Consider the following 19,648-nt stretch of genomic DNA (forward strand, 5'->3'; position numbering starts at 1 on the left):
CTGCTCCTTAGTTGAGAAACTTCTCGTTCAAAGTCACGCCAAAGTCGCGGGCAATGGCGCGCAGGTCGTCGTCGGTGATGGTCTGCCGGATGATGCCGCCGCCCATGGAGAGCACCTTGACGTAAATTTCGGCGCTCTTTTCGATGGTGTGGGCCAGACCGAAGGTAATGTCAAAGTCCGGGCCGGAAGCAAACAGACCGTGCTGTGCCCAGATGGCAGCCTGATAAGTCTTCATCAGCTCACTGGTGGCCATGGCAATGTCTGTCCCGCCGGGCACCATCCACGGGCAGACACCCACGCCCTCCGGGAACACCACCGGGCACTCGGTGGCGCTCTGCCACAGCGCACGGGTGAAATCCCGGTCGGTCAGGGGCAGGATGTAGGTCAGGGCGATCACGTTGGTGGCGTGGCAGTGGTAGATGACACGGTTTGCGCCGCCCGTGGCGGCCTTGCGGACGCTGTGATTCATAAAGTGGCTGGGAAACTCACTGGTGGGCTTTGCGCCATCTTCCAGACCCCAGACGATGCGCCAGCTGTCGCCCTTGTCGTTGATCTCCACGATGCCGATGCTGTGGACAGGGTCCGGCTCTACGTTGCGGAAGAACTTGCCGGAGCCGGTGGTAATGAAATACTCGCCCGCCAGATTATCCGCCTGCACCCCCATGTTCACCCATTCGCGGGGCTGCGGGTCAAAGAAGGGGCGGCACTGCGCCACTTCTTCTTCCTTCATGCGGTAGGTCAGGTTGCCGCCGTTGCGCTCGTGCCAGTCCTGCAACCAGCCATCGTTGCACATCCGCATAAAGCCTTTTACAATCTCAATATCCAGAATACCCATCTTCAAAAACCTCTCTCATTCAAATGCGCTTGCTCAGCACGTTCTGCTCGTACTTTTTGACTTCCTCAAACCATGCACCGTCCACCGGCACACCGTTCCGGCGGCAGTATTCGTCCCAGACCTCGCCAAAGGGCAGGGTCTTCAGCTCCTCCTGCCGCACCATCAGCTCGGTGAACTGGTTGGTGTCCTGCAGCTCCTTCAGCACCGTATGCGGGGTGCACAGGGCAGACAGCAGCGCCTTTTCCACGTTGCGGAAGCCCACCGTCCATGCGGAGATGCGGTTGATGGAAGCATCAAAGTAATCCAGTGCAATGTTCACCCGGCCGTCCAAGCCGCCGCAGCGCACGATCTCCTTGCAGATCTCCTTCGTTTCATCGTCAAACAGCACCACATGGTCGGAGTCCCAGCGGATTGGGCGGGTGATGTGGAGGGCGATCTCCGGGAAGAAGGCCAGCAGGGCGGGGATCTTGTCGCTGACCACCTCGGTGGGATGGTAGTGTCCGTTATCCATCAGAGGAATGCACTTTTCCCGGTTGAAGGCGGCGTAGCTCAGGGCAAACTCGGCGCTGCCCACGGTGTACGCCTCCACACCGATGCCGAACACCTTGCTCTCGATGCAGGGCTTCACCAGCTTGAAGTCGTAAGGCTCGCTTAAAATCTCGTCGATGCTGGCCTTATAGCGGTCGCGGGGACCTTTGCGATCCGCCGGTACGTCCTTGAAGCCGTCGCCCGTCCAGATGTTCATGGTGCAGGGCTGCCCCAGCTCCTCGGCCAGATACTGGCTGATGCGGATGCAGGCCTTGCCGTGTTCTACCCAGAATTTCCGGGTCTCCTCGTTAGGGCTGGCAAGGGTCAGCGGGTCGCACTTGGGGTGGGAGAAGAAGGTGGGGTTAAAGTCTGCCCCCAGCCCTCTTGCCTTGCAGAAATCCACCCATTTTTTGAAGTGCTTGGGCTCCAGTTTGTCCCGGTCTACCCACGGGCTTTCCTCGTCAAAAATGGCGTAGGAGGCATGGAGGTTGATCTTTTTGGTGCCGGGGCAGAGGGACAGCACCTTGTCCATATCAGCCATCAGTTCCTCCGGGGTGCGGGCACGACCGGGGTAGTTGCCGGTGGTCTGGATGCCGCCGGTCAGGGGCTTGGTGGGGTCGGTATCAAAGCCACGGACGTCATCTCCCTGCCAGCAGTGCAGAGAAATGGGCACGGTCTTTAACCGGGCAATGGCAGCTTCGGTGTCCACGCCAATGGCGGCGTAGCGGGCTTTTGCTTCTGCGTAACTCATAGGGTTCCTCCTTCTTAAATCTGCATCTGAATTTTCAAATTGCCGATGGCCGTTGCCTCGATGGGCAGAGCCACGACCTGTTTTCCGGTATAATGGGCAGTCAACTCGTTCAGGGTGGCGTTCTTTGCGCCGCCGCCTGCGATGTAGAGTTTATCCCAGTGCTGGCCGGTGAGGGCTTCCAGCTCCCGGAATGCTTCCCCGTAGCAGTACGCCAGCGAATGATAGACACTGTTGATAAGGTCGGCATCCGTGGCAGGGGCTTCGCCGGTCTCGGCAAGGGCGGCTCTGATCTCCGCGCGCATGTCCTGCGGGGCAGAGAACCGGGCTGCGTTCACATCAAAAATGCGGGTGTAGGTGCTGGTCTTGGCCAGCTCCACCATCTCGGCAAAGGAGATGCCCAGCTGTTTTTGCACACACTGGATGATCCACAGACCCATGATGTTTTTCAGGTAGCGGATGTAGCCCACGCCGCCCTCGTTGGTAAAGTTTGCGCGGCAGCTTTCCGGGTTGGTGATGGGCTTTGCCAGCTTGACCCCCAGCAGGCTCCATGTACCGGAGGACAAAAACGGCGCATCCCCCTGTTCCATGGGGATGCCCTCCACCGCGCTGGCGGTGTCGTGGGTGGCGCACAGCACTACCTTGGTCTGCCCGCCCACCTCGGCGGCAATGTCCGCCTTCAACGGGCCCAGCACCGTACCGGGTGCGGTGAGCTTAGGGAACATTGCCTCCGGCAAGCCCAAAGCTTTGAAAATCTCCGGGTCGTACTCCCCGGTCTGGGCGTTCACAAGGCCGGTGGAGGTGGCGTTGGTGTACTCCCGCGCCTTTACGCCGCACAGCTTCCACAGCAGATATTCCGGGATCATCAAAAAGTCCTCGGCCTGCGCCAGCCGCCCGGCCTTTTTATCGGCATAAAGCTGATAAATGCTGTTGAAGGGCTGGAACTGGATGCCGGTGCGTGCATAGAGCTGCGCAAAGGGCAGGATGCTGTGGACTTCGGGAAGCACTGCCTGCGTCCGGCTGTCGCGGTAGGCGTAGACAGGGGAGAGGGGCTTGCCGTCTTTCAGCAGCACATAGTCCACCGCCCATGTGTCGATGGAAAGGCTCTCGATATTCGGATATTTTGCAAAGGCTTCCCGGATGCCCTGCTTCACGTTAGCAAACAGGCTGTCGATGTCCCATTCCAGATGGCTGTCCACCCGTTGGACGCTGTTGGGGAACCGATACACTTCTTCGGTGCGGAGAACACCGTTCTCCATCCATCCGACAATGTGCCGCCCGCTGGACGCACCAATGTCGATGGCAAGATAATTTTTGTGCATAATGCGCCTCCTGTGTGGCTTTGACTGCTACCAGTATAGCGGTATAATGCGGGCAATTCCATCCGCAAAGGTGACGCATTCTTTGTGAAAAGTCTACTCTTGCGCTGCAAAGAGCGGTGCGCTATACTGAATGTGGAAAGAGAGGAAACGGAAAATGCTGACCTACAACATGGATGTGACCCCGGAGAGTGTATGGAAACGCACTACCCCCAGCGAAGCAGAGCTGGCACAGCCCTACTACTGCACCGAGGCGGGAGTGTTCTATGCCCAGCAGCATTTTTCCACCGCCCGCACCGATAAAGAAAGCTACCTTCTGTTTTATACCCTCCGGGGTGCAGGGCTCATCGAGCAGGGGGAAAGCCATGTGGTGCTCAGCACCGGACAAGCATTGCTGCTCAACTGCCGCACCCCGCAGAGCTACTGCACCGCCCCGGGGCAAAGCTGCTGGCATCATTATTGGGTTCATCTGGATGGTACAGGGGCCGCTGCTATGGAGCCGCTATTGTTTCCAGTCAAAAAATTGACTCCGGTGCAGATTACCGGGGTCAAGATACAGGAATTTTTTGAAACAGTTTTGGCGCAGATGGAGCGTAGCACTGTGGACAGCATGATGCAGATCGGCCTTGCTCTGCACGGAATGCTTGCTCTGTGTGCCCGGAGCATTCTTGCACAGGCCGAAGCCACCAGCGCGCGGCAGGTCATTTTGCAGGCTGCGGAAACCCTCGACAACCAGCGTGAAGAATCCATCGAAGGCCAAATCCGGGAATGTACGGCCTATGCGGAAAAGAATGGCATCACCATCGTCAAGCACTATATTGACCGTGCCATCTCTGCCAAGACGGACAACCGCCCGGAGTTTCAGCAGATGATCAAGGACAGTGACAAGAAGCTGTTCGACATTGTGCTGGTCTGGAAACTGGACCGCTTTGCCCGAAACCGCTACGACAGTGCCCGGTACAAGACCCAGCTGAAGAAGAATGGTGTCAAGCTTATGTCTGCCACCGAGGTCATCTCCGAGGGGCCGGAAGGCATCATTCTGGAATCGGTGCTGGAAGGTTATGCCGAGTATTATTCCGCTGACCTGTCTGAAAAGGTCATTCGTGGCATGACCGAAAACGCACTGAAGGGAAAGTTCACTGGCGGTGCCATTCCCTTTGGCTACATCATCAACGCAGACCACCGCTTTGAAATCGACCCGTTGACTGCTCCCTTTGTGGCAGAAACCTTCCAGCGGTACAACGATGGCCAGACCATGCGGGAAATTCGGGATTGGCTGAACGAAAAGGGCGTCAAGAACCAGCGTGGCGGGCTGATGACCTTCAACACCATTCAGCATATGCTGAACAATCGCCGCTACATCGGGGAGCTGAAATATCGTAATGTTTTGATTCCCGATGCGATTCTCTCCATTGTGTCCGCAGAGCTTTTCAACGATGTACAGGAAAAGATGTTGAAAAACAAGAAAGCCCCTGCCCGTAGAAAGGCAGAGGATGACTCCCTGCTCACCACCAAGCTGTTCTGCGGCTACTGTGGGGCGTTGATGTTTGGAGAGAGCGGCACGAGCCGGACGGGCGAAGTCCATCGCTATTATAAATGTGCTACTGCCAAAAAGCACAAGGGCTGCAAGAAAAAGACTGTCCGTAAACAGTGGCTGGAAGATCTTGTGGTCAACCAGACCATGCAGCTTGTGAAGGACGATGCCGCCATGGAGTCTATCATTGCCAAGGTGATGGAACTGCAAAACAAGGAAAACACCAACATTCCTCTTTATGAAAAGCAGCTCCGGGATGCGGAATCGGGTATCCAGAATATGCTCAATGCGATTCAGGCCGGTATCCTGACCAGTTCCACCAAGGAGCGGTTGGAGCAGCTCGAAGAAACCAAGCGTGAGCTTGAAGCCCGCATTGCCGAAGAGAAGCTGGCAAAGCCCAAGGTCACGGAGGAGTTCATTCGGTTCTGGCTGCTGCGGTTCCGCAAGCTGGACATGAGCCTGAAAGACCAGCGGCAGGCACTGGTGGATACCTTCATCAATGCGATTTATCTGTATGATGATAAGGCTTTGATAACCTTCAACTATAAAGAAGGAACACAGACCGTCACCTTTGGAGAAGCGGCAAAAGTTGCATCCGAGGGAAATGGTTCGGATTTGGATTGCATTCCTGCACCACAAAAAAGACAGCTATCAAAAGCTGTCTTTTTTGTTTTACATGACTATTTCCCTTTGGCTGCAACGGCGGATAACAGGACTTGAACAGCACTGCAACGCCGCAGGCGGGGCAACGTGTAGGAATGTCTACCAAGAGGACTGCCACTGAAATAGAAAATCCGAACCTTTTCTCGATAGGAGAAGGGTTCGGATTTTTTGGTTTATTGGTTCTTGGATCGTGCCGGAATTTACGGCTCAGGCAAGGCTTTCAATTTTTCGAGCCATAAAGGCTCCGAAAAAGATTCCGGGGCTTGTATATTTTTCAGAGAGCTATTTTGCAACAGTCCGGAACGGATTTACTTTCCAAGTACAACGGAAAGTCCGATCTCCTTTTCCGTCTCGCTCAGGTCAAGAGCGCCGCCATCGGCGACGGTCACGTGCAGCTCATAGAGCGTACCGGCGGTAAGTTCCGTTACAGCCTTGCCGTCCTCGTCGGTGATCGACCACAGTGCAGGATCGACCTTTGCCAGCTTGCCGTCCACGCCATAGGCGTAGAGGGTCAGACCGGAGGTGCTGCCGGACAGGTTATTCATGCGGAAAGCTACCGTGGTGTTGGGATGTACGTTGCGGACGGTCACAGTGTTGCGCCAGCTTGCAACGGTGCCTTCGCCGCCGTCCTGCGCAAACCGCTCCTGCGAAAGGACGTTTCTTGCCGCCTGATCAAGATCGACCTTGCGGTAGGGCATTTCGGGCAGATAAACGAAACGGTCCTGCAGACGAAGCAGTTCCAGATAGCCCGTCGGGCAGTAGAGCGCGTTGCCGCTGTTGCCGGCATACATACCAATGGCCATGTTGTTGTAGCCGTATTTGTTGGAAACATCCATCGTGAAAACAGTCTCACCAGTTTCAAAATCCAGAATGATGTACTGCCACATCCCGGTGGTCACATCCTGCACATAGCCGTAGATATAGCCCGTTGCGGTGGAAAGCTTCATGATGGAGGTGTCGCTCAGGTCGTTCCGGCACCAGACGCTCTTCATCTCGTAGCCGTTTGCGGTCTTTACGGTGTCCACGCGCTCGATGCCGGGGGCGATCATGATGTTGCCCTTCATGAGCCAGTTCTGGTCGTAAATATTGGCGTAGCTCTGGATGGAGGAGTCGTTGTTGGGATCAGCCAGACCTGCATTGCCCGCACCGAACCAGTTGCAGACGATGGTGCTGACGGTGCCCTCGCCGTCGTCATAGACGATGGCAGAGTTCTCAACGGCTACCTGATAGCCCTCGGGCAGGTCATCCAGCACCGGGGTGCTTGCCACGACCTCGCCAGTCTTCATATCGAGTGCAAGAAGGTTTACAGTGTCCTGATTATCCGTGAACAGCACAAGGTTCGGTGTCAGCGTGGGCGAGCAACCGCCGCCCCACGCAAGACCGCCGCCGGTGGTCTTATCGCCTTCGCCGCTCACCTTTGCACCCGCGCTCTCATAGGGCGTGCACCATACAACGTCTACGCCTTCTTCTGCGCGCAGAAGATAGCAGTTCTGGTTGGTCAGGACCACCGCACCGTCCTTGGAGGCGGCGATGCCGTTTTCAGCGCCCTCGCCGGGGGTCAGTTCGTGGACAAAAACAGCCTTTGAAAGGTCTGTCTGCTCGCCGTTCAGGATCGCATCAATGGCCGAGCGGGCAATATAGCCGATGACGCCCTGCTGCTGGCGCTGCGGATAAATGCGGAAGCCTCCCGTTGCAAACCAGAGGTTTCCGTCATAGTCAAAGACCACGGACAGAAGATTCTGCGTCAGTTCTTTTCCAAGCGCGGCCTCGGCAGCAGCTTTGATATCAATGTCCAGCACCTTTTCAAATTCGGGCAGAACATTGCCGTTTTCATCCGTTGCGCGGAGCATCAGCACATGGTTGTTGCTCGTGGGGCAGACGATGCGGTTGGATTCGTCAAGGAAGGTATAGGAGCTCTGGATAACGTAACCGCCGCCGTCATGCTTCTTTGGCGAGAAATAGCCGAGCGTTTTTGTCTCTTCGGCGTTCAGGTCTCGGATGGCGATGCCGCCCAGCAGCGGCACAACGGCATGACCGTAGCTGTCAAAATAGATGGCGGGCGAAGCGTTCGCGTTCGTCGTCTCATAGGAAACGTTGATCTCCGGATAGATGGCAAGCGGCAGGATCTCATCCGTCGAGTCGGTGTTGTAGCCATCGTGATGAATGTTTGCATCGCTCTTGGCCATGTAAGGGTTTTCCTCTACTTGCTTGGGGTTCAGAGCCTTTACCGGCAGCGCCGCAGAGGTCGTCTCCGCAGCAGAGGGCTGCACCACGGCGGACGGGGCAGCGGGCTGCGAAGCGGCAGCACTGTCTGCCGGCGTCTGTGTTCCGCCGCAGGCAGCCATGGAAAGGCACAATGCCGCGGTCAGCGACAGGCTTAACGCAGAATGGACGATGTTTCTCTTTTTCATAAACAGTTCTCCTTGTTGTGTTCGTTGCGGTCAGACCAGTGCTGCTCCGCCTGATTTTTTTCCATCCAGCCAGATGCGGAATCCCTGCCGCAAGGCGGCTTCGGTCACCGGCTCCAGCAGAAAATAGTCTGCACGCAACCGGAAGGCATGGAGCGAAAAATCCAGATCGCTGCACCAGATAATGCGTGTCTGTGGACAAAGCGCGCGCAGATGCTCTACTGCATTCAATCCGTCGACCCCCGGCAGGGCGATCACGGCATTTGTCAGCGGTTCGTTGCGTGCAGCCTCAAAAAAGCTTTCCTGATCGTGGTAACAGTCCATTTTCGGGAACAAGCAATGTTCGGCGCAGAACCGCGAGATCTGCTCTGCCAGAAAAGCTTCCTGCGCCCTGCTGCTTGTCAGCACGGCAATTCGGTACACAGCGTGCCTCCTTTCTCTTGCGCCGTCGTTGGCGTTCTCTGCTTTCAGTATACGGACAGGCATGGTCTTTTCAAGCCATTTAGCACGAAAGCCCCTTTTCCGTCACGAAATCCCATTTTCGGCTGCGACATAACCGGGCAACTGTGCTATAATCAGGATGAAAGAGTTTATAAAGGAGGTTGGAAGCTGTAAAACGGCTTCCTGATACAGCATGAGGATCGCAATCGTCGATGACCTTGATACTGAGCGCACACTGCTGAAGGAGCGCTTGGTGCGGCAGCTGAGTCAGCGCGGCGCAGATGCAGAGCTTTTAGAGTTTGACAGCGGGGAAGCCTTTCTGGCGGCAGAAAAAGAGCAGCGCTTTACCGCTGCATTTCTGGATATTTACATGGATGGTTTAAGCGGCATGGATGCGGCAAGGGAACTTCGGAAAACCGATGCAGACTGCCTTCTGGTTTTTACCACCACCTCGACAGACCACGCACTCGAGGGCTTTCAGGTGCGGGCATTTCATTATCTGGTCAAGCCCTTTTCTGAAGCCGAGCTGTCCGGTCTGCTGGATGAAATGCTCGCAAAACTCCCCCGCCCGGAGCCGGTTTTGACGGTGAAGGTGGATGGCAGCGACATCCATTTGCGCTATCGTGATATCATATCCGCCGAGCACTTCGCCCACATGATCAACATCCGCACCACTGCCGGCAAAACGCTTGCTACGCGCCAGAGCTTCAAAGCGTTCACCGAGCCGCTCAAAAAAGATCCGCGCTTTTTTGTCTGCGGACGCGGCGCGATCATCAATATGGAGAATGCTGCCGATTTTCAGGCTGCCGCCTTCTGTATGACGGACGGCAGCCGCGTCTATGTCAGTCAGGAGCTTTTGAAAGCCGCCCGACAGGCGTTTATGGAATTTCTGCTGCAAAGGGGGCGTGCGGATTGAAGGACGTTCTGCGCCCGGTTCTGGAACTTACGGTCGTGTTTCCCGGTTTGCTGCTTGCGTATTTTCCGGTAGGTTCCTATCTGAAGCTGCCGCCCGCAAAGCTTGCAGCAGGGGCGGTGCCGCTGCTGCTCGGGCTTTGCCTTGGCGGCGGGCTGCTTTGCTATCATTTTGGCATTTCAACGGCGTTCCCCTTGCTGCTCATAACGATTGTGACAATTTTCCTGTATCTCAAAACGCTGCGGCTCTCTCTCTGGAAATCCGGAACCATCGCGCTTGCGGTCTGCGCGGTATTTGCGTGCCTGAACAGCCTGTCCCGGGCCGTCGGCACGGCAATCGTGATCCGGATGCAGCTGCCGCCGGACAAGCCGTGGTTCTGCTTTGGCACCTGCATCTTTTATAATGCGGTCTGCTGGCTGATCACTGCCGCAGCCTATTATCCCGCCACCCACGCAGTACGCGCGATGGTGGAGGATGACAATTTTGCGCAGACGTGGTATGTGTTCTGGGTACTGCCGCTGGTGTTCATCCTGCTGAACCTTTTTATAACCCCGCGCTACCAGATAACGCTCCGGACAGGGCGGGTCTTGCAGGTCTACATCGTTATGAGCATCGCGCTTTTGTTTCTGCTGTTCATGTTCAATGCGATCTTTCTGCTGATGGCAACCAGCCTTAACCGGAATGCGAGATTGCAGCAGGAAAACCAGTTGCTTTCCATGCAGCAGCAGCGCTATGAAAGCCTGAAAACCGCCATTGATGAAGCCCGGCAGGCGCGGCACGATATGCGCCACCAGCTGAATCAGATCTCCGCACTGGCCGAGGCAGGAGATCTGGACGGCCTGAAAGCCTACCTTGCAAAAACGGTCTCCCGGATCCCGGATCTGGATATGAATTTCTGCGAAAACCGTGCAGCGGACAGTGTTGTCGGCCATTATTGCGCCCTTGCAAAACGCGAGGGCATTCCCTTTTGTGCCCGGCTTAACTTACCACAGGTGCTTCCTGTGGACGAGATGGATCTGTGTCTGGTGCTGTCTAATCTTCTGGAAAATGCATTTGAAGCCAGCCTTCGCACTGCACCCGCCCGGCGGAAGATCGAGATCACCGCGTATGTCCATGCCGAGCGGCTTCTTCTGGTCGAAGTGGAAAACGCATTTGACGGCGCAGTTCACGAAAAAAGCGGGGTGTTCCGCTCTTCCAAGCGAAGGGAAAACGGGATCGGCATCCAGTCTGTCCGCCATATTGCAGAAAAGACCGGCGGGGCAAGCACGTTTACCTATCAGAACGGCATTTTCTCAGCCAAAGTTATGCTCTGCGGATAAGGAGCCTTTTGCTTTGGCGGAGATTTTTACAAAAAATTCACGCGGGCAGGGTTGCCGCTGCATACCGGATGTGCTATGATGAAGTGCAAAATTTGAAGCGGAGCGATGGATTTTGATTTGTCAAGCTCGCGGAATCAGGAGGAACTACCCATGCAGAAGAATTATGTACAGGAAATTCTGAGCATCATTCACAGCGGTCTGCCCAAGGCGGAACTGGCTGAAAAACTGTCTGATTACCATGAAAAAGATCTGGCGGATGCGTTGGAGGTGCTGACCCCCGCCGAACGCCAGTCGCTCTATTCCATTCTGGGTGTGGATACCGTTGCCGAGATCTTTACCTATCTGGACGATGCCGAGCCGTACCTGAAGGAGCTGCCCAGCCACGAGGCCGCCAAGGTCATTTCCAACATGGACTCGGACGATGCGGTGGACGCACTGGAGGATCTTGACGATACCGATAAAAACGAGATCGTCAACAAGCTGGACAAGGACTCGGTGGAAGATGTGAAGATGCTGCTCTCCTATGACGAGGACGAGATCGGCAGCAGGATGACCACCAACTACATCTCCATCAAAAACGATATGACCATCCGGCAGGCGATGAGCGAGCTGGTAAAACAGGCCGGAGAAAACGACAACATCTCCACCCTGTATGTGGTGGATGAAAACGAGCACTTCTACGGCGCCATCGACCTGAAAGACCTCATCATTGCCCGGGCAGAGGAAAGCTTGGAAAGCCTGATCGTCCGCTCCTATCCCTATGTCACCGACCGGGAGCAGATCAGCGATTGTATCGACCGCATCGTGGACTATGCGGAGCGCAGTCTGCCCGTGCTGAACGATGCCGGTAAGCTGGTGGGCATCATCACCTCGTCCGATGTGGTCGAGCTGGTCGATGATGAGATGGGCGATGATTACGCAAAGCTGGGCGGTCTGACCGGCGAGGAGGATCTGAACGAAAACGTATTTGAAAGCGTGAAAAAGCGTCTCCCGTGGCTGATCGCGCTGCTGTTCCTCGGGATGCTGGTCTCCTCGGTCGTCGGCGCGTTTGAATCGGTGGTAGCGGTGCTGCCGGTGGTCATCTGCTTCCAGTCCATGGTGCTGGATATGGCCGGTAACGTCGGTACCCAGTCGCTGGCGGTGACCATCCGTGTGCTGGTGGACGAAAACCTGACCCTTTCCAAAAAATTGCAGCTGCTCTGGAAAGAGACCCGCGTGGGGCTTTTGAACGGTGCCATTCTGGCCGTGATGGCCTTGGGCTTTCTGGGCTGCTACATCCACTTTTTCAAGGGCTATGTCTGGACCTCGGCCTTTTTGCTGTCCGGCTGCGTCGGGCTGTCGCTGATCGTGTCCATGGTCATTTCCAGTCTGGTGGGCACGCTGATCCCGATGCTGTTCCACAAGATCCATATCGACCCGGCCGTTGCTTCCGGCCCGCTGATCACCACGATCAACGATCTGGTGGCGGTCGTGGTCTACTATGGCCTTGCCATGGTCGTGCTGATCGATCTGTTCCACCTTGCATAACGGGTGCATCAAAAAGGGCGATCCCTCCGGGGAACGCCCTTTTTTGCTGCGCAAACTTTTGCTAACAATGTTAATATGTCCTAACATCGTCGGAAAATATTGAAAACGCCCGAAAGCGTGCTAAAATATAAAGATAAAGAGCCCGCCCCGCTCCGGGCGCGGGTACACAGATGGGAAATACAGAAACGAGGGGTAAATATGTTTGATACAAAAAAGCTTGCACTGTTTTTGGGCGGTGTGGTGTTCGGCTCTGCCGGTTTCAAGGTGCTGTCCAGCAAGGATGCCAAAAAGGTCTACACTCAGACCACCGCTGCGGTGCTGCGGATGAAGGACTGCACCATGCAGACCGTGAATAAGGTGCAGGAGGAAGCAGGGGACATCCTTGCCGATGCAAAGGCCATCAACGAGAGCCGCGCCGCCGAGGCTGCACAGGAGGTCATCGAGGATACGGCTGAAGAAGAGCAGCCCGCAGAGCAGACTGCACAGTGATACAACGCAGCGGAGCCGCCCTTGGGCGGCTCTTTTTTACGCAGAGGGGCAAGAAAAGCAATGAAATGTACGATCTTACATGAAGGTAAGGGACGGATGCGGGTGCACGTCTGCGCCGTGCGCATGACCCTGCACCGGGCAGATGTGCTGGAAGCCTACCTGAACGGGCAGGACATGATCCAGAAAGCCACCGTCTACGAGCGCACCGGAGATGTGGTGCTGACCTACCGGGGCAGCCGGAAGGACGCCGCCGCCCTGCTGGCGGCCTACCGCTTTGACAACGAAGAATTAGAGGTGCTGGTCACCTCCCACGACAGTCGGAAGATCAATCAGGAATATCAGGAAAAGATGGTCGGCCTTGTGGCAGGCCGGATGTTCCGCAAGGTGTTCCTGCCCGCGCCCATCGCGGCGGCGTATACGGTGTGGCGCTCCATCGCCTTTGTCTGGAAGGGGATCCGCTGCCTGCTGCACCGCAAGCTGGAAGTAGAGGTGCTGGATGCGCTCAGCATCACCGCCTCCCTCCTGCGGGGGGATTACAGCACCGCAGGTTCGGTGATGTTCCTGCTGACGGTGGGCAGCCTGCTGGAAGAGTGGACGCGGAAAAAGAGTTTGGACGACCTTGCCCGCAGCATGGCGCTGAACGTGGATAAGGTCTGGGTGCGCACCCCGCAGGGCGAGGTGCTGGTGCCGTTGACCCGCGTCCACGCCGGGGATGAGGTAGTGGTGCGCTCCGGCAATATGATCCCGTTGGACGGCACGGTGCTGGAGGGCGAGGCCATGGTGAACCAGGCCGCCCTGACCGGCGAGTCCATGCCGGTGCGCAAGACCACCGGTGCCACTGTCTACGCCGGAACGGTGGTGGAAGAGGGCGAGTGCGTTCTTGTGGCCAAGGCAGAGGGCGGTGCCAACCGCTACGATAAGATCGTGGCCATGATCGAGGAATCGGAAAAGCTCAAGTCCGGTACCGAGAACCGGGCTTTGCAGCTGGCTGACCGTCTGGTGCCGTGGTGCCTTGCCGGTACGGTGGCTACCTACGCCTTTACCCGCAACGTCACCCGCGCCATCTCCATTTTGATGGTGGATTTCTCCTGTGCGCTGAAGCTTTCCATGCCGCTGGCGGTGCTCTCTGCCATGAGGGAGTGTGGGGAATACCACATCACCGTAAAGGGCGGCAAGTATCTGGAAGCGCTGGCAAAGGCGGACACCATCGTGTTCGATAAGACCGGCACCCTCACCCACGCCACCCCGCAGGTGGTGCAGGTGGTGCCCTTCTCCGGCTGCGGGGAGCAGGAGGTATTGCAGCTTGCTGCCTGTCTGGAAGAGCATTTCCCCCATTCCATGGCAAACGCTGTCGTCCGCGCCGCCAGGGAGCGGGGCATCTCCCACGAAGAGATGCACTCCGAGGTGGAGTATATCGTGGCGCACGGCATTGCCAGCCGGGTGGGCGGCACGCGGGTGGTCATTGGCAGCGCCCACTTCATTTTTGAGGACGAGGGCTGCACCATCCCGGCAGGGGAACAGGCAAAGTTCGATGCGCTGGACCCCCAGTATTCCCACCTGTATCTGGCAGCTTCCGGGGTGCTGGCGGGGGTCATCTGCATCGCAGACCCCCTGCGCCCGGAGGCGGCACAGGTGCTGCATAAGCTTCGGAGACTGGGCATCACCCAGACCGTCATGATGACCGGCGACAGTGACCGCACCGCCCGCGCCATTGCGGCGCAGGTGGGGGTGGACCGCTGCTTTGCAGAGGTGCTGCCGGAGGATAAAGCTGCCTTTGTCCGTGACGCCAAAGCCGAAGGACATACGGTGGTGATGATCGGCGACGGCATCAACGATTCGCCCGCTTTGTCGGCGGCAGATATCGGTATCGCTATCCATTCCGGTGCCGCCATCGCCCGGGAGATCGCCGATGTGACCATCCGCGCAGACAGTCTGGAAGAGCTGGTGACCCTGAAAGCCATTGCCAACGCCCTGCAAAAGCGGGTGGGCAGCAATTACCGCTTTGTCCTCAGCTTCAACTCTGCGCTCATCCTTCTGGGCGCACTGGGCATCCTGCCCCCGGCTACCAGCGCAATGCTGCATAACCTTTCCACCCTTGGCATCAGCCTGCGCAGCATGACAGACCTGCTGGAGCAGAAGCCTTTACCGTGAAAATGGAACGCCGGAGCGTCCGCAGACGCTCCGGCGTTTCGAAATGATAGATTTCCCAGCCAAAAGGGAGGCGCTGCACGATATTGTGCGGCGGCCTCCCTTTTTTGTTTCAGATAAACCGGCAGAAGCCCAGCCAGCAGCCCAGCAGGAAGAAGAGCAGCGCCTTGCCCAGCACCGGCAGCCACGGGCGCTTGCAAAGAGCCAAATCCCACCGGTGGATGTTCTGCTTGGGGCAGGTGCCCACGCAGGCTTCACAGGCGATGCACTCCCCGCTGCGCAGGCTGCTTTCCTCCAGCTTCAGGCACACCGGGCACTGCTGCTTGCAGGCATTGCAGCCCGGGACGCAGCCCTCGCTCTGCCGGTGCAGCCGTGCAAAGGGCAGCACCGGCAGCAGGGCGAACACCGTACCCATGGGGCAGAGGAACTGACAAAAGAACCGGGGCTGCACCGCCATACCCAGCAAAATGAGCACAAGCAGCGCGATGCCTACGCCGAAGCCCTCCGGCGGCAGACGCAGAGCCGTCAGGCGGGAAAACACCTCCCACGGGCTTGCGCCGGTCAGCAGCTTTTCCTGCCGGGTCACATACAGCGCCACCAGCCCTGCCAGCAGCAGATATTTGAACTTCTGTCCCCAAAGTACCGCCCGCTCCGGCAGACGGAGCGGCTTTTTGCGGTGGAACAGCTTTTTCTGGACAAGCCCGGACAGTGCCCAGACGGCATCGCCCAAGCTGCCAAAGGCGCAGGCGTACCCGCAGAAAAACCTGTCGAACAGCAACGTGAAGCCGCACAGCCCCAGCAGGGAAAGCGTGAAGCTGTCCGCCGAGAGCACCTCGCCCGCACCGATGTGCAGAAAGAGCTGCTTTACCCCGGAAAACCCGGCCACGAATGCGCCCGGCATGGACACAAAGAAGAACAGCTGCACCCCGGTGCGCAGCCATGCACGGCGCTTTTTGTCCCGCTGACGCTGCTGCGCCGCCGTTAAAGGTTTTGTCTGTGTTTTTTCCATCATCCTGCCGCCTTTCCCAGTGCGTCCTCTACTGCACCGATAAGACCTTCTGCCGTAAGGGTAGCGCCGGAAACGGTATCCACCTCGGCAGATTGCACTGCCAGCATCTCGTCCAGCAAAGGCAGCGCCTGTTTATAGTAGGGCTTGTCCTCACCGGAAGCGTCCAGCACCGCAATATCGGTCATTTTTCCGCTTTGGATGGTTACCGACACCCGGATGACATCGCCAAAACCAAAGGCGCTGCCCTCATAGGTGCCGTCCCGGTAGCCGCTCTGGCTCTGCTCTGCCTGCGCTGCGCTCTGCGCCTGCAAAACGGAAGCGTTGTAGGCTTCCACTTCGGCAATCTCCTGCTTGCGCTGGCTTACCGCCGCAGCCCGGACCAGCGCCACCTGCTGGTATTGCCACAGTACCCCCAAAATCAGCAGCAGATTCACCGCCCGGAGGAGAAAATTCTTGTATTTCATTCCGCTGCTCCTTCCGTTTCAGGTTCGGTTTCGGTCTCTTCGGGCGGCAGCGCCGCCTCGGATGCCGGCAGCACCTCCGCAGAAGATGCCGGTTCCGGTTCAGAATCGTCCGGTGTTTCTGCCGGGAAAAGCTGCTGCCACACTTCCTTGAACCACGCGGAAACAGCGCTCTTTTCCTCCGGCTGCACCACCTCCACGGTGGGCGCGGTGACCGGTGTTTCCTCGGGTTCTGCCGCTTCGGACGGCGCGGCTTCTTCCACCACCTCTTCCGAGGCTGCCTGCTCCGGGTCGGCTTCCTCTGCCGGGGCGATAGCGGCCTTTGCCAATGCCAGCTTGACGGCGTTCAGGATGCCGGTGGAGGAGTAGGTCGCACCGGAAACGGCATCCACGTTGGGACTTTGTCCTTCCAGAATGGCGGGGATGACCCGCTTTGCCCGGGAGAGATATTCCTCCTCGTCCTCGGCGCTCAGAACCGTGATATCGGTGATCTTATCCTCTGCCACCGTGACCTGCACTGTAATTTTGCCCTCAAAGCCTATGGCTTCGGCAGTGTAGATGCCGTCAAGGTAGGTGGAGGGTGCTGTAAATTCCTCCACCACCAGCGGTGCGGCAGGCTTCGGCTGCGGCGGCAGGGGATTATTCACCACCTCGCCGGTCAGGGCGTTCTGCACCGCGCCCAGAATGCCCCGGCTGGTGTAGGTGGCTTCGGAAACAGCATCCACCTCCCAGCTCTGGGCATCCACTACGGTGGTCAAAAGCCGCTTGGCGCGCCGCAGAAACTGCTTTGTCTCGTGGGAAGCGTCCAGGACCTCCACCTCCGTGATGCTGCCGTTTTCCATGGTCACCTGCACCCGGACGGCACCGCCGTAGCCCCGGGAAGAGCCGACGTATACGCCGTTGGCATAGGGCAGCTTGGGCAGGGCTTCTTCCTCCGCTTCAACGGAAGCGGCTTCCACCGACTGCTCCACCACGGCTGTCAGTTTTTCCGGCACGGCAGCCAGCACTGGTACGGTGCGGGGCAGGGCAAAAAGCACCGCTGCCGCTGCCGCCACTGCCGGGAGCAGCTGCACCAGTGGCAGCAGTGTGTTGCATCGTTTTTTGTTCATTCCAACTCCTCCTGACACGGAAAAGCAAGGCCGCCTGCATAAAGCGACCTTGCTTTTTTAGTGTTCTGTTTTTTGCCGGATCAGGCAGCTTTCAGGTTCTGCACAGCATCGGTCAGGTGGGTCACCTGCTCCAGTGCAGCGGCCTTATACAGGGTCTCGCGGCTCAAAAGCTCCACGCTCTCGGCCAGCTCGGTCTCCAGATTGGCATAGCTGTCGGCGGTGTAAGCGGCCTTTGCCTTGCTCTGTGCTTCGGCGACCACAGCCTGCAGGGCGGCGCGGTCGGCATCGCTTGCCAGCTCGTGCTTAGCAAGGTTCTCGGCAGTGGTCTGGAACTTGACCACCGTGTCAGCGTAGCCCAGTGCACGGATGGTGATGGTCCAGTAGCCGGTGCCGTCAGTGCCCTCCGGCAGCTGGCAGCGGGCGGAATCGCTCAGACCCAGCTGGATGCCCATGGACTTGTGCATCCAGTTGTCGGCTGCAAACTTGGTGCCATAGGAGGCCTTGGCGTGGGTGTAGGTACTGTCGTTGCCGTAGTAGGTCCACACCACAGACTGCATCCGGGAGCCCAGCTCGCCGTAGTTGCCGTTCAGGTCCACACGGATAAACTCGCCAAAGCTGCCCACGTCGCTGCCGCTGCGCAGATTCACGGTAAGGCCCTCGGCAGCCTTCTGGGCGGCTTCTGCCACGCCGGAGCCGGAGCCGGTGTGTGCGGCGGAGAAGGTGTAGCCGTCGCCGCTCTTGGCTGCGTACTTCAGGCCGTTGGTGTTTTTGTCCACCGCAGCCGTCAGGGTGTAGGCGGTCAGGTTCTTTTCAGAGTAGCCGCCCATCAGCTGGCCGCCGTTTTCCACCACGGTGTACTTGGAGCAGAAATCTGCAAGGTCGCTGGTGGCTACGCGCACAGGCACATACTTGGTGCCCAGCACCTCGTAGTGGTCCATCTGCACGGTGGAGCCGTCGGCCTTGGTAATGGTGCCGCGGTTCCAGCCCACGGTGGTGCCATCGGCCAGATAGATGGTCTTGCCATCGTCCGACCAGTGAGAAACGGTGTAGCTGCTGCCGTCCTTGGCGTAGATCACGGCAGTGCTCTGGAAGCTGCCGCGGTGCAGACCATGGTTGACGGTAGCGCGGGAAACGGCGTCAAATGCGCCCAGATCGTGCTCTTCGTGGCTGTCCAGCTGTGCAGAGGAGGCAGTGCTCCCGGCAGCATAGACCTTCTCGTTTGCCCAGTACTCGTCCCAGGTCAGGGCAGCGTAGAGGTAGGTATATTTTTTGCCCAGCAGAAAATCGAAAAAGCCGTTTTCCTCCTCGGCGGGGGCTGCTGCAAAGGCAGTGGCGGTCAGCAGGCTGAACGCCATAGCCGCCGACAGCAGCAGGGAAAGAAATTTTTTGGTTCTCATGAAAAAATGCTCCTTTCATCACACTGGCAGGGAATAGGAATCATGTAGTTAGCATTACCTAACATTGCGCGCAAAGAAAAACCTGCGGGGCAAAGCCCCTCAGATGGTTAGGGTAAGCTAATTGACGGAAATTAAGATAACACGCATACAAAGGGATGTCAAGAAAAAGCAGGGATGTTTATTCAAACAAACTTTTTGGGGCGGGACAGGGAAAAGCAGTTGCGGCACGTCATCTTGTAGAGCAGTGCTTTTGCGGCTTGTACTCTGCCCCCCTGCGGGCGGCTGTGGGCAAAAGAAAAAGCGACAACCCGTGCAGGTGGGTCATCGCTTTTCTCGTCCCTTGCGGGACAGGCAGGGTAAATGATAAGAAGGTAAATGAAGAAAATAGCAAGGTTAAAAACAAAAGCGTGTGCGGAGCCGAATTTGCCGCTCCAAAGTGAAGATGTATCCAAGTTTCACTTTTGTTGGATACAACATACCACTTTGGAACAGAAATTGCAAGAGGTTTTTTAAAATTTCTCCCCAAAAATACGCGGGAAATCGCATTTTTGTAGAAACGCACAAATTTTATGGAAAGTTCCCGGCAAACTGACGAACAAGCATAAAACAGAATGGCAGTCGGAAAACCGCACAGGGACACCTTTATAAAACCGGCAGGCAATGGAATCAACTTTTGCAGCCTGTCCGGAGCAAAAGCCTTCACCCTTTGGGGGAAGCCTTTATTCGGAAAGCGGTTTTTCGCGGGATGTAGCCTGCACCGCTTTACAAGCAGCCGGTGGTGTGTTAAGATGGACACATCT

Annotated in this window: 16 protein-coding genes; 6 read left to right on the plus strand and 10 right to left on the minus strand. The window is 57.3% G+C overall.

Annotation, left to right across the window (positions count from 1 at the left end):
* Window positions 1-7: 7 nt before the first annotated feature.
* The 3 genes from rhaD to MTP43_RS03540 are packed head-to-tail and all read right to left on the minus strand — an operon-like array spanning window position 8 to window position 3,433.
* Complete coding sequence (gene rhaD, locus MTP43_RS03530; protein WP_215674533.1) at window positions 8-835, minus strand: rhamnulose-1-phosphate aldolase; 828 nt, start codon at window positions 833-835, stop codon at window positions 8-10.
* Window positions 836-854: 19 nt separating this feature from the next.
* Entirely contained in the window at window positions 855-2,114 is a 1,260-nt protein-coding gene (locus tag MTP43_RS03535; protein ID WP_154266165.1) for an L-rhamnose isomerase, read from the minus strand.
* A 14-nt stretch (window positions 2,115-2,128) separates the two neighbouring features.
* A complete protein-coding gene (locus MTP43_RS03540; RefSeq protein ID WP_217285620.1) occupies window positions 2,129-3,433 on the minus strand; it encodes a rhamnulokinase in 1,305 nt (434 codons plus the stop codon).
* A gap of 154 nt (window positions 3,434-3,587) precedes the next feature.
* On the opposite strand from MTP43_RS03540, the gene MTP43_RS03545 reads away from it, so the two are divergent.
* The gene (locus MTP43_RS03545) at window positions 3,588-5,684 is read left to right on the plus strand and encodes a recombinase family protein (RefSeq protein ID WP_249235086.1); all 2,097 of its coding nucleotides are present in this window, start codon (window positions 3,588-3,590) and stop codon (window positions 5,682-5,684) included.
* 251 nt (window positions 5,685-5,935) lie between these two features.
* Here the strand turns inward: MTP43_RS03545 and MTP43_RS03550 are convergent, their stop codons facing one another.
* Together MTP43_RS03550 and MTP43_RS03555 are read right to left on the minus strand one after the other, a co-directional pair.
* Window positions 5,936-8,038 (minus strand): hypothetical protein, encoded by a 2,103-nt coding sequence (locus tag MTP43_RS03550; protein WP_249235087.1) that lies wholly within the window; start codon window positions 8,036-8,038, stop codon window positions 5,936-5,938.
* A 30-nt stretch (window positions 8,039-8,068) separates the two neighbouring features.
* Entirely contained in the window at window positions 8,069-8,458 is a 390-nt protein-coding gene (locus MTP43_RS03555; protein WP_223452820.1) for a response regulator, read from the minus strand.
* A 211-nt stretch (window positions 8,459-8,669) separates the two neighbouring features.
* Between MTP43_RS03555 and MTP43_RS03560 the strand changes: the two genes are divergently transcribed.
* From MTP43_RS03560 to MTP43_RS03580, 5 genes are all read left to right on the plus strand, one after another.
* Window positions 8,670-9,392 (plus strand): LytR/AlgR family response regulator transcription factor, encoded by a 723-nt coding sequence (locus MTP43_RS03560; RefSeq protein WP_113621414.1) that lies wholly within the window; start codon window positions 8,670-8,672, stop codon window positions 9,390-9,392.
* Window positions 9,389-10,708: a sensor histidine kinase gene (locus MTP43_RS03565; protein ID WP_249235088.1), complete on the plus strand. Its 1,320-nt coding sequence runs from the start codon at window positions 9,389-9,391 to the stop codon at window positions 10,706-10,708. Before MTP43_RS03560 ends, MTP43_RS03565 begins: the two co-directional genes overlap by 4 nt.
* 150 nt (window positions 10,709-10,858) lie before the next feature.
* Complete coding sequence (gene mgtE / locus MTP43_RS03570; RefSeq protein WP_173016290.1) at window positions 10,859-12,235, plus strand: magnesium transporter; 1,377 nt, start codon at window positions 10,859-10,861, stop codon at window positions 12,233-12,235.
* Window positions 12,236-12,433: 198 nt separating this feature from the next.
* Window positions 12,434-12,724, plus strand: coding sequence for a DUF6110 family protein (locus MTP43_RS03575; protein WP_005928119.1), 291 nt, complete (start codon window positions 12,434-12,436; stop codon window positions 12,722-12,724).
* Window positions 12,725-12,784: 60 nt separating this feature from the next.
* On the plus strand, window positions 12,785-14,875 hold the full coding sequence (locus tag MTP43_RS03580; protein WP_249235089.1) for a heavy metal translocating P-type ATPase: 2,091 nt from the start codon (window positions 12,785-12,787) through the stop codon (window positions 14,873-14,875).
* A 109-nt stretch (window positions 14,876-14,984) separates the two neighbouring features.
* Here the strand turns inward: MTP43_RS03580 and MTP43_RS03585 are convergent, their stop codons facing one another.
* The 5 genes from MTP43_RS03585 to MTP43_RS03605 all read right to left on the minus strand — a co-directional run bounded on the left by MTP43_RS03585 (window position 14,985) and on the right by MTP43_RS03605 (window position 19,644).
* Window positions 14,985-15,884, minus strand: coding sequence for a 4Fe-4S binding protein (locus tag MTP43_RS03585; RefSeq protein ID WP_005928124.1), 900 nt, complete (start codon window positions 15,882-15,884; stop codon window positions 14,985-14,987).
* On the minus strand, window positions 15,881-16,345 hold the full coding sequence (locus MTP43_RS03590) for an FMN-binding protein (protein WP_005928127.1): 465 nt from the start codon (window positions 16,343-16,345) through the stop codon (window positions 15,881-15,883). The genes MTP43_RS03585 and MTP43_RS03590 overlap by 4 nt, the downstream gene beginning before the upstream one ends.
* Window positions 16,342-17,451, minus strand: coding sequence for an FMN-binding protein (locus MTP43_RS03595; RefSeq protein ID WP_249235090.1), 1,110 nt, complete (start codon window positions 17,449-17,451; stop codon window positions 16,342-16,344). Before MTP43_RS03595 ends, MTP43_RS03590 begins: the two co-directional genes overlap by 4 nt.
* 80 nt (window positions 17,452-17,531) lie before the next feature.
* Entirely contained in the window at window positions 17,532-18,848 is a 1,317-nt protein-coding gene (locus tag MTP43_RS03600; RefSeq protein WP_249235091.1) for a penicillin-binding Tp47 domain C-containing protein, read from the minus strand.
* Between the two features lie 229 nt (window positions 18,849-19,077).
* Complete coding sequence (locus tag MTP43_RS03605; RefSeq protein ID WP_249235092.1) at window positions 19,078-19,644, minus strand: hypothetical protein; 567 nt, start codon at window positions 19,642-19,644, stop codon at window positions 19,078-19,080.
* Between the last annotated feature and the right edge of the window lie 4 nt (window positions 19,645-19,648).

It is taken from the genome of Faecalibacterium sp. IP-1-18 (assembly GCF_023347355.1).
Lineage (GTDB): Bacteria > Bacillota > Clostridia > Oscillospirales > Ruminococcaceae > Faecalibacterium > Faecalibacterium prausnitzii.

Excerpts from the sequence above, each read along its gene's own strand:
- rhaD (WP_215674533.1), bottom strand. The coding sequence starts at position 835 with ATGGGTATTCTGGATATTGAGATTGTAAAAGGCTTTATGCGGATGTGC.
- MTP43_RS03535 (WP_154266165.1), bottom strand. The coding sequence starts at position 2,114 with ATGAGTTACGCAGAAGCAAAAGCCCGCTACGCCGCCATTGGCGTGGAC.
- MTP43_RS03540 (WP_217285620.1), bottom strand. The coding sequence starts at position 3,433 with ATGCACAAAAATTATCTTGCCATCGACATTGGTGCGTCCAGCGGGCGG.
- MTP43_RS03545 (WP_249235086.1), top strand. The coding sequence starts at position 3,588 with ATGCTGACCTACAACATGGATGTGACCCCGGAGAGTGTATGGAAACGC.
- MTP43_RS03550 (WP_249235087.1), bottom strand. The coding sequence starts at position 8,038 with ATGAAAAAGAGAAACATCGTCCATTCTGCGTTAAGCCTGTCGCTGACC.
- MTP43_RS03560 (WP_113621414.1), top strand. The coding sequence starts at position 8,670 with ATGAGGATCGCAATCGTCGATGACCTTGATACTGAGCGCACACTGCTG.
- mgtE (WP_173016290.1), top strand. The coding sequence starts at position 10,859 with ATGCAGAAGAATTATGTACAGGAAATTCTGAGCATCATTCACAGCGGT.
- MTP43_RS03575 (WP_005928119.1), top strand. The coding sequence starts at position 12,434 with ATGTTTGATACAAAAAAGCTTGCACTGTTTTTGGGCGGTGTGGTGTTC.
- MTP43_RS03580 (WP_249235089.1), top strand. The coding sequence starts at position 12,785 with ATGAAATGTACGATCTTACATGAAGGTAAGGGACGGATGCGGGTGCAC.
- MTP43_RS03585 (WP_005928124.1), bottom strand. The coding sequence starts at position 15,884 with ATGATGGAAAAAACACAGACAAAACCTTTAACGGCGGCGCAGCAGCGT.
- MTP43_RS03590 (WP_005928127.1), bottom strand. The coding sequence starts at position 16,345 with ATGAAATACAAGAATTTTCTCCTCCGGGCGGTGAATCTGCTGCTGATT.
- MTP43_RS03595 (WP_249235090.1), bottom strand. The coding sequence starts at position 17,451 with ATGAACAAAAAACGATGCAACACACTGCTGCCACTGGTGCAGCTGCTC.
- MTP43_RS03600 (WP_249235091.1), bottom strand. The coding sequence starts at position 18,848 with ATGAGAACCAAAAAATTTCTTTCCCTGCTGCTGTCGGCGGCTATGGCG.